The following is a 14,634-nucleotide window of genomic DNA, read 5'->3' as shown; positions in this document are numbered from 1 at the left end:
TCTACTTGAGAAACTACCCGTAATTTAAAAGCTATACTGTAGTCTCTTTGGGTGCGCTTTTCTCTTTTTAATACTTGTTCTTTCATAAATAAGTCGATTAGTTGTCAACTTATTTCAGGACGGGACACTGGACACAAAAAAAGCCTCCCAAAGACTGGAAGGCTTTTATATTGTAGGCATACAAAAATTACTTAGCGAATTTTTTGTATTTGTTCATGAACTTATCAACTCTACCTGCAGTGTCAACTAATTTCACTTTACCAGTGTAGAAAGGGTGAGAAGTTGAAGAGATCTCCATTTTGATTAGAGGATACTCTTGTCCTTCGAACTCGATAGTGTCTTTTGTTTCTGCAGTAGACTTGCAAAGAAACATTTCGTCGTTACTCATATCTTTGAAAACAACAAGTCTATAATTTTCTGGGTGGATTCCGTTTTTCATAATACTTATTTTTAAAAAATTAAAGTTTGCTTTCGAAATAGTAATGGATATTTCTCTGCTAATTTTAGGTTGCAAAAGTACAACTTTTTTTCTAATATCCAAATACCGGATTCAATATTTTTTTCTTGATAAGAAATTCAAAGTATTTTCGTTAAATTTGGAACTTACTAAACATTAATTTCAATGAAATTCAAATTATTACTGGCTTTTTCTTTCTGGATGCTTCTTGTAGCAGTATCATGTAATAAGGATGATATAACCTTTGATGCTCCTTCGCAGCAGCTAAGATTTTCAAGAGATACCGTATTCTGCGATACAGTTTATCATCAGGTACGTTCAGAAACCTATGTAGTAAAAGTTTATAATAATGAAGATAAAGATATCCTGATCCCAAGAGTGAATCTTGAGAAAGGATCTACATCATTATACAGAATTAATGTGGATGGAAAGCCAGGGTATGATTTTAAGGATGTTCCTTTGAGAAAAAAAGACAGTCTATATATATATGTAGAAATTGCTCCTCAGGCAACAGGACCTGAAGCTATTGCTGAGGATAAAGTGATTTTCTCCGGACCTGCCGGGCAGCAGCATGTTACTTTGTTCTCGGTAGTTCAGGACGCAGAGTTTTTTATTCAGACTCCTACCAATCCTAATGTGATTACCAGCTCTACAACGTGGACGAATAATAAAGCAAAAATCATTTATGGGGATCTTACCATAGATAAGAACGTAACGTTGGATATAGACCCTGGTACAAAGGTATATTTTCATAAAAACAGTGGCATGAAAGTTTCTTCCGATGCTGTTTTAAATATCAACGGTACTTTAGATCAACAGGTTATTCTGCGTGGTGATAGAAATGATCCTTATTATGATACGATTTCTAAAAACTGGAATTCGATCAAAATGGAGCCTAATTCTATTCTTAATATGAACCACGCAAGGCTGTTCGGAGGAACAAAAGGACTTGAAATGAAGCAGACTACAGCCAATATCTCCAATTCATTCATCCATACTTTCTTTGAATATGGACTATATGCCATAAATTCTACTGTTACTGCCAGTAATTTGGTAATGAATAACTGTGGATTATCATGTATTGGTATTTTCAAGGGTGGAAAGCACAACTATACCCACGCTACGATTGCTAATTATTCCAAATCAATGGGAACCTTTGACAGAAAAGGCATCTTTGCAACAAATGAATGGAAAAATGAAGCCGGACAAACAGAACAAGCTGCCTTACAGCAGTTTAATTTGAAGAACAGCATTGTGTATTCTGACAGGGATAACTCGGTTCAGTTTGAACAGACACCCGGACAGCAATTTGAGTATTTGATTCAGAATTGTTTATTAAAGTACTCAGGAACGTCTGAAGCAGGATTTACCTTCGATAATAATGTAAATGTAATACAGAGCATCAAAAATACAGACCCACAGTTTATGAATTATTTCATGGCCAAAATGAATTTAAGAGTAAAAACAACATCTCCGGCCAAAGGAAAAGGAAATATTACTGTAGCGGGAACTGTTCCGTTTGATATTGTAAATGAATCAAGAACCGCAAATCCTACTATAGGAGCTTATCAATAATGGAAATTACTCAATTACAACAACAGGTTGATGAATGGATCAAAACCATCGGTGTAAGATATTTTAATGAACTCACCAATATGGCAATGCTTACTGAAGAAGTGGGTGAAGTTGCCAGAATCATTGCCAGACGATATGGTGAGCAGAGCGAGAAGGAAAGTGATAAAACTAAAGATCTTGGCGAAGAACTGGCCGACGTCCTTTTTGTAACCTTATGTCTGGCCAACCAAACAGGAGTGAATCTGCAGGATGCTTTTGACAGAAAAATGAAGATCAAAACTGACCGCGATAAGGAGCGGCATCAGAATAATGAAAAATTAAAATAAAATTCCTGAGATCATATTTCAGATATGGATAAAAGATCTGAAATATGACTTAAGGTTTGAAATATGAAGAAATAATGAAGAAGCTAGAAAAATCAACATTAATAGGAAATAAAACAGTACAGATCAGCGGTTCGAAAAGTATTTCGAATCGTTTATTGATTCTGGAAAGCCTGTTTAGCAATATAAAAATCGGAAATTTATCCAATTCTCAGGATACCCAGCTCCTGAAAAAAGCTTTATCTGAGGTTACAGATGTGGTAGACATTCACCATGCAGGAACAGCTATGCGATTTCTTACCTCCTACTATTCTATCCAGGAAGGAAAAACAACAATTCTTACCGGTTCCGGGAGAATGAAGGAAAGACCTATCAAAAATCTGGTAAGTGCTTTGAGAGATCTTGGTGCTGAGATCAAATATATGGAAAATGAAGGTTTCCCTCCTTTAAAAATTACCGGAAAAAAGATAACACAGAGTTCTGTAAATGTTCCGGCGAATATTTCCAGCCAGTTTATCACTTCCCTGCTTCTTATCGCCGGAAAACTTGAAAATGGTTTAGTGATTAACCTTGTAGGAGAGGTGACTTCAAGGTCTTATATTGAAATGACGCTTGATATCCTGACAAGATTCGGAATTAAAAACAGCTTTGAAGGGAATACCATTAAAGTAGAACCTTTCTCTCCGGATCATGAAACTTCTGCAAAAAGCTATGAAGTGGAAAGTGACTGGAGTTCGGCTTCTTACTTTTACTCAATCTGTGCACTAGGAAGAGAAACGATTCATCTGAAAAGCTTCTACAAAGAATCTACTCAGGGAGATTCTGCCATTGCAAAAATTTATGAGGATTTCTTTGGGATTAAAACAACTTATTCTGAAGCTGAGCATCAACTGACTTTGGAACCTCAGCCTGATTTTTCTTTCCCTGAAAAAATTATCCTGGATATGAACAACTGCCCGGATATTGCACAAACCCTTTGTGTAACAGCAGCAGCATTAAAAATTCCTTTTGAAATTTCAGGACTGGGAACATTAAGGGTAAAGGAAACAGACAGACTTCAGGCTTTATACAATGAGCTGAAGAAACTGGGCACTGAAACAGAAATTACTGATTTAACCATTAACTCTGTAAGCTTTGGTAAACCGGAAGAGCCTATTTCAATCAAGACTTACCAGGATCACAGAATGGCGATGAGCTTTGCTCCTTACTGCCTGATCGGGGAACTTACTATTGAAGATGAAGATGTGGTGGAAAAATCATATCCGATGTTCTGGGAAGATCTTTCGAGTGTGCTAACGAAATAATTTGAAAATTTGAAAATCTGAAAATGTAGTAATTTGAAAATGGGCTAATCATCCTTTTTTCAAATTACTGCAACTATATAAAACACCATAGCCATGAAATACCTGATCTTACTTCTATTCTTTATTCCTACTGTTCTTTGGTCTCAATATCTGAAATCAAATGAAGATGTCATCTATTCGTTTGATACCAAAGCTGGGAAAAAAATGGTATTGGTAAAGGATAAAGGGAATGAATATATTCAGTACCGCTTCGGGGGTAAGGACCGTGTAGAAATGGAATTTCCTCTGGAAAGAAATAAAGAAAGCTGGAAGCAGTTCAAATATAAATCCTATCACAGAGGCGGAGGAAAACAAAATGCAGGAATGGATCTGGAATACCTTACCTTTTTAAATAATGGCTATACTTATTCTCTTTTCAAATCTTACTACGCTGAAGATGGATCACTTTCTACAGGGATCACTGTGACAGATGACAAAGGGAAATCAACGGATATTAATGGTATTTATAAAAGTATAAAAGGTTGTCTCTGTAACCTGGAAGATATAGAATTGGTGGAGAAAGATGACTCTGGTCTGTAATTTTTTACTATTATTATGAAGAAACGACTTTCTCTTATTACGATTTTTATTATCACTGCCTTTCACGCTCAAAGCCTGAAGAATTTTGCTGTACCCAAAGGATACAATAAAGTGACTGAGATAAAAGGCGATCTGGATAAAGACGGAGAAAATGAAACTGTTCTCGTGTTTGATACAGACCAAACGGCTTCCGATTATGAAAGAGCTTCGGAAAAAAAAGATTATAAAAGAGTTTTCTATATCCTGAAAAATGAACAAGGACAACTTAAAATCTGGAAAGAAAATTCCAAATTGCTTTATTCAAGTGGAATGGGCTTTTATCCTGATGGTAATATCCTCAATATTCAGATAAAAAATAATTGTATGGTGGTGGAACAGCAGTTTTCCAGCAATTCAAGACATACCCAGACCAGTAAGCATACTTTCAGATTTCAAAACGGTGATTTTTACCTGATAGGTTCGTATGATAATTTTGCAGATACCTGTGAGTTTAATTTTACGAATGAGATCAATTTCTCTACAGGAAAAGTGATTATAGACCGATCGTATTCATCGTGTGATGATGATAACAAAAACATACCCGAAAACTTTTATAAAGAATTTAACTATAAGCTTAAGCCCCTTATCAAAATGGATGATTATAAAATGGGGGAACACAAGTTCAAAATTCCAGGATTGAAGGAAGATTTCGTGTTTTAAGCAGGAAACCGGATGATGGAAGCCGGAAGTTATAACCAGCAGGAATTATAAAATAAACATTTCATCTGTTATTAAATCCTATAAAAAGAAGGTAATCCCTTTTTCTGGCTTAAAGTACTTCCCTCTTCCATCATCCAGCTTCCCTCCACCCAACAACTTAATCATCTTTTAAAGTTAAATTAACTCTTGAGTGCTTGACATATTCTTAATTTTAACTACAATTAAAATATAAACTATGTTCAAGCACATGAAATATGTAAAAAAATTTACGCTTTGTATAGCGACCGCAACCGTTTTCTTTTCCTGCTCTGAAGCAGTAGCAGAAAGAGATTCTAATGAAGTAAGCCTTACTTCTGTTAATAAAGCAAATTCTAAAATGACCGCTGCGGTTCCTGTTGAAATGAACAGCTGGATGGCCGGTTTACAGGACAATATTTCGCTTTCAAAAATTTCAATTCCCGGGACTCATGATTCAGGAGCGCGTATAGATGCTCCAGTAGTAACAGGTACAGCGAAAACTCAAGACCTCAGTATTGCGGAACAGCTGAACGCAGGAGTCCGGTTCCTGGATATTCGTTGCAGACATATAGATAATTCATTTACGATCCATCATGGTGCTATTTACCAGAATTTAAATTTTGATGACGTATTGAACGCCTGCTATGCTTTTCTGGAAAATCACCCATCGGAAACCATCATCATGTCTGTAAAAGAAGAACATGACGCCTCCAATACAACAAGAAGCTTTGAAAGCACTTTTGATTCTTATGTTCAGAAAAATCCATCAAAGTGGGATCTTGGAACGAATATTCCTACCCTTGGAGAAGTAAGAGGAAAAATCAGACTGCTCAGAAGGTTTTCTGCCGGAACTGCTAAAGGAATTAATGCTACTTCATGGGCAGATAATACAACCTTTGAAATCAATAATCCTGATGCTCAGATTAAGGTTCAGGACTATTATAAGGTAACCAATAATGATGATAAATGGAACAGTATTTCCAATCTGTTGGGGGAAGCCAAAAACAGCACCAGCGACAGGCTTTTCATTAATTTCACAAGTGGTTATAAACCGGGAATCTTCGGAATCCCAAGTATTCCTACCGTTTCCAATGCGATCAATCCCAAACTTAAAACATTCTTCCAAAGCAATACAAAAGGTTCTTATGGGATAATGCCTATTGATTTTGTAAATGCTGAACTGGCAGAACTGATCGTAAAAACTAATTTTTAGGGTAGTTAGATATAAATTGTCACCATGAAGCTGTCTCTTTGCTGGGGCAGCTTTTTTATTTACTCTCTGATTGAGCGCATAACTCAGATTATTTCCTAAACATCTACAAGTATCTGCGTAAATCAGTGCACTCTGTGGGAAATAAAATTTTACAATTTACTAGGGATGATAATTAACCACAAAAGGCACAAAAGCCTTACACTTAAGTTGATTTTAAGTGAAAACTTTGCACATAGAAGTACACATAAGTTTTGAAAATCTTACGATTTTCGTTTGTAGTTTGCGACAAATAAAATGTCGTCCTTAACAATTAAAGACGACATCTATTTTAAAAAAAATCTATACAACTATTTTTCAATGCCGTATGCGGCCATTATTTTGTTAAAAATCTCTGTATTTTCAAATAGTCCTGTAAATTCTTTGGAATTCGGGCCATAGGCAAAAACACTTGAAGGAATAGAGGTATGGTCATTGGTACTGAAATTTCCGAATATCCAGCCGTCTTTAAGGCTTCCGTCCAAAAGCGTCAAACCACCCGTTTCATGATCCCCCACAACCACAACCAGTGTTTCTTTATTTTCGTCCGCAAATTTCATAGCTTTTCCCACCACATGATCGAAATCCAATAACTCGGTAACCAACTGTTCTATATTATTGCTGTGCCCGCCACCATCGGTTTGAGAAGCTTCCACCATCATAAAGAATCCCTTTTTATTGTTTTTCAGATCATTCAAGGTCAGATCGAAAGCATCTGCCAGCCAATTTCCTCTACCATTGGTTACTCTTTGTGAAGCTAAAGGATCAATAATCAATGTTCTGTTGTTCAGTTTCTCTGCTGATTTCAGATTGTGATAAATATCTACTTTTGCTTCCTTCAGTTTCTGCTCCGTTTCCTGTGTTAATCCGCTGGTTGGACCTCCAATAAGAATTTTAGCCTTGGACGCAGCAAAATCTTTCAGAATAGGCTCGGAACTGTTTCTGTTATCAGAATGGGCATAAAAATCGGCAGGAGTTGCATCTGTCACATCTCCGGTAGAGATCAATCCGGACACCAGTCCTTTGGCAGCAATAATATCAGGAATCTGAGCCAAAGCCTTACCTGCATTATCTACCCCAACAAACGTATTTTTAGTCTTCACTCCTGTTGCAAATGCTGTAGATCCCGGTGCAGAGTCCGTAACATAAGCATTGGAGGAATTGGTTTTGGATAATCCGGTAGATTTCATATTAAATACATTCAGTTTCCCTTTATTGGCGGTAAAAGCAGCGTAATATTGTGGTAATGACGTTCCATCCGGAATCAGGAGGATTACATTTTTTACTTTTTTGCTGATCCCATCCGTTTTATAGGTTGGTGTATAGGTTATGTATTCTTTAGTGTTTTTGTAGAAATTCCTTGGAATGGTATTCATGAATTTTTTAAGATCCGGAATATGATCGGTATTGATATAATCCACGCCCATATCCATCAGATTCACCCAGGCATTAGGAAAATCAGGCGCACCATAAAAACGCATTGGTTTTTGCTGAGCATGCGCTTTATCCACCGCTTTTTTGATCTTCTCCGTTTCTTCATCTCTTGGAATTCCTTTTCCGTTCCATTTTACGAGTTCCGGTAAATCTGCGCTGAACATTCCGATTCTTTTTAACTGATCGGCAGAATACTCTTTATTCAAATCTCCATCGAAATAAAGATAATTTGGATAATTTTTAAAATCAGCCGGCTGAGGTCTTCCCCCTGTAATTACTATTTTCACGCCTGAGTTACCTGTAATTTCAGGATACTTTTTCAGCGTATTCACTAATGCTGCCAGCGTTGTCTTATAATCCTGTTTAATATCGATCAATAACTGTAACTTTTTGCTTGTATCCTTATAAATATTCCCTTTATTGAGCTTTATCTGTTTTGAGATATTATCCAGATAAAGATTTTCCAGCGTTCTGTCTGCTGAAAGCTCTTTTTCTGTATGAGCTACCCAAAGCTTACCTTTCACCAGAAAAACATCTACCTCAATGGAACCGAAGTTGGCATAATATGCCTGCCAAAAAGGAATTTCCTGCATATAATCATTATGAGAATGGGCATTTCCCACATTATAATTTAAATAATTCTGTGCCTGGTTTTCAGAAAAAACAGCAAGGGCCAGCAAACCTAATATTTTTGATAGTTTCATCGCTAAATTTTATTGTTTTTACAAGCCAGATAGAAGCTTATTCTATCGACCTTTTAAAAAGACTATATCATCACAGAGACCTGCAATGATATAGGTATATAATAGACATGGTTATGATTTTACCAACCTTCATTTTGTTTTATAACACCGTGGCTATTAACAATCTCAGCCTGCGGAACTGCCCAAACATTATGAACAGCCGGGTTGAAGTTTCTTGGTGCCCATACTTCTTTTCCATCCATTCCATGAAGTGCTTTTGCATAGGCTGCCTGTGCATCTCCCCAACGAACAAGATCTCTATGTCTGTCTGCCCATTCACCAGCAAGCTCACAACGTCTTTCATGTTTCAAATCAGCTAGCGTACATCCTGTTTTTGGTGCTAATCCGGCACGCTTTCTAATCATGTTAATTTCTGTATCTGCAGATTGACCTTTCATGATTAATGCTTCGGCCTTAATGAGGATCACCTCAGCATAGCGCATAATCGGAACGGCAAGATCTGTACAAGGATAGTCTCCGTTGGAATTTACATGCCCTTCTTTCAGTGAGTATTTGAAGGCATCCATATATTTGTTAAACTGAGCTTTTGTTACCGAATTGGATGACGCATAAGTTCTTACCGTTCCATTAAAAGTAAACTGATCTCCTTCTTTAAGAATGGTTACGTTTTTCCTAAGATCTCCGGGCTCAAATTCATCATATAATTCTTTTGTTGGTTGAAAATACCCCCAGCCGTTATATTCTCCCCAGCCTTTATTTTCCAGCATTACTCCGGGAAGGATACTTCCCCAGCCCGTAAACTTAGTTGTGCTTGGAACTGACCAGATATATTCTGTACTGTAATTATTTTCAGCCTTGAAAACATCTGCAAAACTACCCAGAAGATTTCTGTTTCCTTTCGTCATTACTTCATTAGCCCAATAAGCCGCATTATCCCAGTCTTTCATAAACAGGTATACTTTTGCCAGCAATGCCCACGCAGCAGCTTTATGAGGTCTTCCATAATCACTTGCAGGAAGTTCAGCCTGGCTTGGCAATAGTTCTGCTGCCTTTTTCAGATCTGCAACAATATAGTCATAGTTCACCTTAACATTAGCAGCCCTTGGAATCGGGTTGGGGTCAGGTTCTTTAGTACGGTCGATAATAGGGATTCCGGCTTTCTCATTACCGTAATTAGATGCTAATTCAAAATACATTCTACTGCTCATGAATAAAGCTTCGCCCAGGTATTTATTTTTGATTGCCTGGGAAGTCTGGATATTATCAATATTACGGATTACACGATTGGCTACCCCAATTACATTATATCTTTTATTCCATTGGGTTTCAAGATCACCGGATGCAATATAGTTACTGCTGAAGTTTTTCGCATTATCTGCTTCTCCTCTGTTTCTTCCGGTAACCATATCATCACTTGCATTAATGAACCAGAAAAGTCCTCTTCCATAAAACTCTTCTCCATACAAAGGTTTATACATGGCGTTGGCTCCTGTAATCAGGTCATTTTCTGTTTTCCAGAAGCTAGCTTCAGTAGGAGTTCCTTCCGGCTGAACATCCAGCTCTCCAGTACATGACAAAAGCATTGCGGATATTCCTGATACTAAAAATATTTTATTGAAAAATTTCATTTTCTTACTATTTGTTGATTTTAAAAATTATAACCCGACTTCCACTCCAAATATGAATGAACGTGCCTGAGGATATCTGCCGGTATCCACTCCATAAGTATTCATACCTACTTCAGGGTCAAAACCTGTATATTTTGTGATGGTGAATAAGTTATTGGTAGTGATGTAAATTCTCACTTTATTCACATCCAGTTTTCTGTAAAGCTCACTTGGTAATGAGTATCCAATGGTAAGGTTTTTAAGTCTTAAATAAGATCCATCCTCTATATAGAAATCCGATACTTTAGAATAGTTACCACTTGGATCTCCCTGAGCCAATCTTGGAATATTGGTATTTGTATTTTGTGGGGTCCAGGCATTAAGAATATCTCTTTCCATATTATAATTCTGTCCTGTTCCCCCCGGATTCAGAGTAATAAACTTCAATCCGTTAAAAATTTTATTTCCATATACACCCTGGAAGAATAGGTTAAGATCAAAGTTTTTCCAGGTCATATTATAAGAGAATCCGTAAGAGAATTTAGGATATGGACTTCCTAGATTTACAAAATCCTTGTTGCTGAGAACTCCTGTATTTCCTTCTTTTTTCAGGAATTTAATATCTCCCGGTTTAGCATTCGGCTGGATAAGCTGGCCGTTAGCATCTCTGTAATTATTAATTTCGTCCTGGGACTGGAAAATTCCTCCTGTTTTATATCCATAGAAAGAATAAAGCGGATCTCCGATTTTTACACGGGTAGGCTTCAATACTCCCCTTACTCCGTTATCATTGATAAATATCTCATCCACATCCGCCAATTGCTTCACCGTATTTTTTAGTTGACTAAAAGTTGCCCCAATGGAATAGGTGAAATCTCCTGATTTTTTGCTGTTATAATTGATTCCCAATTCATATCCTTTATCCTGGAATAACCCGGCATTTACATACTGATTATTATAAGTGGATGTACTTGGCAAGCTTACATTAAAGATCTGATCTTTGGAGTTTTTCACAAAGTAATCAAACTGTAAAGAAAGGCTGTTATGCAGGAATGAGGCATCTACCCCAACGTTGGTTTGCTCAGATTTCCCCCATTTCAGATCCGGATTAGGACGTGTAGTGGCATAATAAGCAATATTCTGAGAAGGATCCTGCCCGAAAATAATATTATTGTCTCTGGTCATTAGCGGATTTACAGCCTGTGGAGAAATTCCTCCAAGATTCCCCAGAATACCATAACTTCCTCTTAATTTCAGGCTTGAAAGCCATGAAATATTCTGCATAAAGTTTTCTTTAGAAACAACCCACGCCCCGGAAAGCGCATAATAGTTGGCAAAACGATTCTGCTTAGCTACTAAAGAAGAACCGTCTCTCCTTCCTAATATACTCACAATGTATTTTCCGGCATAATCATAATTTACTCTTGCAAGGTAAGATACCAAAGCCTGTCTGTATTTATAACTGGAAACTTCCTTATTGGTATCTGCTGCATTCTGTAAATGCTGGAAAACTTCTGCCTCACTTCTGAAATCATAGGATCTTGCAAGAAATCCTTCTTCAATTGTTTTTTGGAAGGTAAAACCACCCAGGAAATCAAAATTATGTTTACCAGCAGCAATTTTATAAGTAAGAAGCTGCTCGGCAAGAGCTGTAGAAGAATTATTAGATTGATATTCCAGGTTATTGGTATCAAAGATCTTTCCAACCTCAAGAACTCTGTAGGTGAAGTTCTTTACATTTCCCAGTTTAAAGGTTTGTGAGAAGTTGGATCTGAATTTTAAATCTTTTGCTAAAGTAATCTCTGCATAAGGATTAATCAAAATCTCATGGGTAGGATTTCTTATATTAATTCTTTTAAGATAAGCAACGGGGTTAATCATGTCTCCGTACCCGCCAGCAACACTAATCGGCAGTCCTGAAAAGGCCCCTGACGGGGTATAAACAGGAACATTGGGCGGATAATACATGGCTGCCACTACAGCTCCCGTATAACCACTCTTTGTATCTGCAGTATTTCCATCAGAGTAGTTATAATACATATTCTCACCAATGGTTAACCAGTCTTTTACCTTATGTTCAGAATTTACTCTGAAATTATATCGTTTTGCCTGTGTATTTAAAAGAATACCTTCCAGATTTCTGTGATTCATCCCTACAAAATACCGGGATTTCTCATTTCCACCGCTCAGGTTCATATTGTATTCCTGAATGGTTCCTGTTCTGAAGATTTCCTTCATCCAATCCGTCTTGGTAATTCTGCCTTCCGGATATAAAACAGGATTGAATGCCTTCGGTAAACTTTCAAGCTTGTCCACATTGCTAAATGCCTGGTACATTACATCCTGAAACTCGGCTGCATTTAAAGATTCCTTCAGTCTCCATGCCTGATTGATTCCGTATTTTACATCAAAATCAACAGTAAGATTCCCTTTTTTCCCTCTTTTGGTAGTAATAAGAATGACACCTCCTGAGGATCTTGCCCCGTAAATGGCTGCAGAAGCATCTTTAAGAACAGAGATATCCTGAATATCATTCGGGTTAATAGATGGTGTTCCGTTAAAAACCACTCCATCCACCACATAAAGAGGTGTTTCTCCGTTAATACCTCCTAAACCGCGGATATTCACTTTAGGGGAGCCATTAGGATCTCCTCCTTCGTTCACCACAGTAACTCCCGGAGCTTTCCCCTGAAGAACTTCCCCAACCCCGGATAAAGACCTGGAAGTAAGTTTATCCAGCGATGCCTCCGTAACAGCTCCGGAAACCTTACTTTTCTTTTGTGTTCCGTATCCAACAACAACAATCTCGTCAATGGATTTTTCTTTTAAGCTGTCTTTTTTTTGAGAGAGGAACATTGGTGAAGCTGAAATTGCACCAATTAGTAATACCCTACCCGTTAAGTATGTTACTGAGACAGGGATTTTAAATACATTCATGACATCCTTTTTAATTAGACGCAAAATTAGAACAGCCTTCCCTCCCTCTATATTAAGATTTCCTTATGTTTTTATTAAGAAATTTTAGTTTTTCACCATTATAGGATTCATAACCTAAAATTATCATACTTATTTTCAATGCTATAAATGAATAAAATAATTATTCTATTAATATTCTATGCATAACTGATATTAATTTTAGTTTAAGTTTATTACTCAACTGAAGCAATAGACTATAATAAAACAGCATATTTATACCTTTCATGCTGAAGCATTCACGATGAATAAATAACAGACTTCTCTTTTCTTTTTTTACATTTGCTGAAAATAGATTTTCCTTCCTCATAAATAATCAAAAGCAGGTTATTAGTAGGTAGAAAAATGAAAATAATAAAATCGTACGAATTAAATGACCATTATCATTACAGGAACCTCATCAGGAATTGGATTTGCTTTGGCCGAATACTTCGGTAAAAAAGGACACAAAGTATATGGTTTAAGCCGAAAACATACAGAAAGCCAATATTTCAGATCTGTCCCTACAGATGTTACCGATAACGCCGCTGTTCAGAATGCTATTGCCGAGGTACTGAAATCTGAAACCCGAATTGATGTTCTCATCAACAATGCCGGAATGGGAATGGTAGGCGCTGTAGAAGACTCTACCCAAGAAGATATTCTTAAACTTTTCAGCCTTAACCTGACCGGCCCAGTACAGATGATGAGTGCAGTTCTTCCCACAATGAGAGCACAGCAATTCGGAAGGATCATCAATGTATCCAGTATTGGAAGCGAGATGGGGCTGCCATTCCGTGGATTCTACTCTGCTTCAAAATCTGCTCTGGATAAAGTAACGGAAGCAATGAGGTATGAAGTGTATCCCTGGAATATTGATGTATGCTCGCTTCATTTAGGTGATATTAAAACCAATATTGCAGACAACAGGGTGATTGCTAAAGTTTCACAGCCTTATAAAAATGTTTTTGATAAGGTTTATGCTTTGATGAATGCTCATGTGGATGAGGGAACCGAGCCCCTGGAAGTTGCAGAATATATTGAAAAGCTTTTAGGAAAGAATAAATGGAAAGCTCATTATTATTTTGGTAAATTCGGGCAGAAAATCGGAGTACCTTTGAAATGGATTCTTCCTCAGAGAACTTACGAGAATTTAATGAAGAAATATAATAAACTGGATAAAAATTAGTTGATTGATAGAATGCATCATCATTCTGAACGGAATGAAATGCAGTGAAGAATCTTTTGTATTTTTCCACAAGCCTTCAACTTATATTCGGAACGGCCCATTGAAGTTATTTTTAAAAATATTTTTTGTCCTGTTCTGCGTTTTTACACAAGCGCAGAAAAAGCAGTATTGGCTTATTGATACAGAAACCAAGGTTAGAAAAAAGGTAAAAGATTCAACTTCTGCTGTAAAGTTCCTGGATTCTTTGGCCCAAAACAATTATTTTTTTACTCAGCTGAAGGAAGTAAAAGTAAAGGGTGACAGTACAGAAATCTTCTTCGATAAAGGGAAAAACTTTAATGAAACCTACGTCAACCTTTCTGATTCTATTGTTCAGAAATTGAAAGTTCAGAAGGATTTTTTTACGAAGAATTTAGATTCTACCAAGAAAAGTATCAATAAAAGTTATATTGATGATGGATATTCTTTCAGTAGGATCAAATCTAAATACAAAGGTCAGAAAAACGGGTATCCGATAATAGAACTGGACATCAACAAGAATGAT

Annotated in this window: 11 protein-coding genes and 1 pseudogene; 8 read left to right on the top strand and 4 right to left on the bottom strand. The window is 36.9% G+C overall.

The window, feature by feature from the left end:
* Positions 1–187: 187 nt before the first annotated feature.
* Positions 188–439, bottom strand: a complete 252-nt coding sequence (locus BBH99_RS01000; RefSeq protein WP_066690797.1) for a type B 50S ribosomal protein L31 — start codon at positions 437–439, stop codon at positions 188–190.
* A 183-nt stretch (positions 440–622) separates the two neighbouring features.
* Between BBH99_RS01000 and BBH99_RS00995 the strand changes: the two genes are divergently transcribed.
* The 6 genes from BBH99_RS00995 to BBH99_RS00970 all read left to right on the top strand — a co-directional run bounded on the left by BBH99_RS00995 (position 623) and on the right by BBH99_RS00970 (position 6,168).
* Positions 623–2,032 carry a hypothetical protein gene (locus BBH99_RS00995; RefSeq protein WP_066690792.1) on the top strand — a complete coding sequence of 470 codons (1,410 nt, stop codon included), beginning with the start codon at positions 623–625 and terminating at the stop codon, positions 2,030–2,032.
* Positions 2,032–2,358: a nucleotide pyrophosphohydrolase gene (locus tag BBH99_RS00990; protein ID WP_066690789.1), complete on the top strand. Its 327-nt coding sequence runs from the start codon at positions 2,032–2,034 to the stop codon at positions 2,356–2,358. The genes BBH99_RS00995 and BBH99_RS00990 overlap by 1 nt, the downstream gene beginning before the upstream one ends.
* Before the next feature lie 74 nt (positions 2,359–2,432).
* Positions 2,433–3,659 (top strand): 3-phosphoshikimate 1-carboxyvinyltransferase, encoded by a 1,227-nt coding sequence (locus BBH99_RS00985; RefSeq protein WP_066690786.1) that lies wholly within the window; start codon positions 2,433–2,435, stop codon positions 3,657–3,659.
* 93 nt (positions 3,660–3,752) lie between these two features.
* A complete protein-coding gene (locus BBH99_RS00980) occupies positions 3,753–4,238 on the top strand; it encodes a hypothetical protein (protein ID WP_066690779.1) in 486 nt (161 codons plus the stop codon).
* A 15-nt stretch (positions 4,239–4,253) separates the two neighbouring features.
* Positions 4,254–4,937, top strand: coding sequence for a hypothetical protein (locus BBH99_RS00975; protein WP_066690776.1), 684 nt, complete (start codon positions 4,254–4,256; stop codon positions 4,935–4,937).
* A 235-nt stretch (positions 4,938–5,172) separates the two neighbouring features.
* The gene (locus BBH99_RS00970) at positions 5,173–6,168 is read left to right on the top strand and encodes a phosphatidylinositol-specific phospholipase C (protein ID WP_123872940.1); all 996 of its coding nucleotides are present in this window, start codon (positions 5,173–5,175) and stop codon (positions 6,166–6,168) included.
* A 347-nt stretch (positions 6,169–6,515) separates the two neighbouring features.
* Here the strand turns inward: BBH99_RS00970 and BBH99_RS00965 are convergent, their stop codons facing one another.
* The 3 genes from BBH99_RS00965 to BBH99_RS00955 form a co-directional block, all read right to left on the bottom strand.
* Positions 6,516–8,342: an alkaline phosphatase gene (locus BBH99_RS00965; RefSeq protein WP_066690773.1), complete on the bottom strand. Its 1,827-nt coding sequence runs from the start codon at positions 8,340–8,342 to the stop codon at positions 6,516–6,518.
* Positions 8,343–8,461: 119 nt separating this feature from the next.
* Positions 8,462–9,970 carry a RagB/SusD family nutrient uptake outer membrane protein gene (locus BBH99_RS00960; RefSeq protein WP_066690770.1) on the bottom strand — a complete coding sequence of 503 codons (1,509 nt, stop codon included), beginning with the start codon at positions 9,968–9,970 and terminating at the stop codon, positions 8,462–8,464.
* Positions 9,971–9,997: 27 nt separating this feature from the next.
* The gene (locus tag BBH99_RS00955; protein ID WP_066690767.1) at positions 9,998–12,886 is read right to left on the bottom strand and encodes a SusC/RagA family TonB-linked outer membrane protein; all 2,889 of its coding nucleotides are present in this window, start codon (positions 12,884–12,886) and stop codon (positions 9,998–10,000) included.
* Between the two features lie 409 nt (positions 12,887–13,295).
* Between BBH99_RS00955 and BBH99_RS00945 the strand changes: the two genes are divergently transcribed.
* Complete coding sequence (locus tag BBH99_RS00945) at positions 13,296–14,090, top strand: SDR family oxidoreductase (RefSeq protein WP_066690763.1); 795 nt, start codon at positions 13,296–13,298, stop codon at positions 14,088–14,090.
* Positions 14,091–14,094: 4 nt separating this feature from the next.
* Positions 14,095–14,634: pseudogene (locus tag BBH99_RS00940) on the top strand (hypothetical protein); the annotation flags it as partial.

It is taken from the genome of Chryseobacterium contaminans (assembly GCF_001684955.1).
Taxonomy (GTDB): Bacteria; Bacteroidota; Bacteroidia; order Flavobacteriales; family Weeksellaceae; genus Chryseobacterium; species Chryseobacterium contaminans.
The sequence above is the reverse complement of the archived record's forward strand: the minus strand, read 5'-3'. Positions and strand labels throughout refer to the sequence as shown.

What these genes read in the sequence shown, in the direction of transcription:
- BBH99_RS01000 (WP_066690797.1), bottom strand. Translation starts at nt 439, where the DNA reads ATGAAAAACGGAATCCACCCAGAAAATTATAGACTTGTTGTTTTCAAA.
- BBH99_RS00995 (WP_066690792.1), top strand. Translation starts at nt 623, where the DNA reads ATGAAATTCAAATTATTACTGGCTTTTTCTTTCTGGATGCTTCTTGTA.
- BBH99_RS00990 (WP_066690789.1), top strand. Translation starts at nt 2,032, where the DNA reads ATGGAAATTACTCAATTACAACAACAGGTTGATGAATGGATCAAAACC.
- BBH99_RS00985 (WP_066690786.1), top strand. Translation starts at nt 2,433, where the DNA reads ATGAAGAAGCTAGAAAAATCAACATTAATAGGAAATAAAACAGTACAG.
- BBH99_RS00980 (WP_066690779.1), top strand. Translation starts at nt 3,753, where the DNA reads ATGAAATACCTGATCTTACTTCTATTCTTTATTCCTACTGTTCTTTGG.
- BBH99_RS00975 (WP_066690776.1), top strand. Translation starts at nt 4,254, where the DNA reads ATGAAGAAACGACTTTCTCTTATTACGATTTTTATTATCACTGCCTTT.
- BBH99_RS00970 (WP_123872940.1), top strand. Translation starts at nt 5,173, where the DNA reads ATGTTCAAGCACATGAAATATGTAAAAAAATTTACGCTTTGTATAGCG.
- BBH99_RS00965 (WP_066690773.1), bottom strand. Translation starts at nt 8,342, where the DNA reads ATGAAACTATCAAAAATATTAGGTTTGCTGGCCCTTGCTGTTTTTTCT.
- BBH99_RS00960 (WP_066690770.1), bottom strand. Translation starts at nt 9,970, where the DNA reads ATGAAATTTTTCAATAAAATATTTTTAGTATCAGGAATATCCGCAATG.
- BBH99_RS00955 (WP_066690767.1), bottom strand. Translation starts at nt 12,886, where the DNA reads ATGAATGTATTTAAAATCCCTGTCTCAGTAACATACTTAACGGGTAGG.
- BBH99_RS00945 (WP_066690763.1), top strand. Translation starts at nt 13,296, where the DNA reads ATGACCATTATCATTACAGGAACCTCATCAGGAATTGGATTTGCTTTG.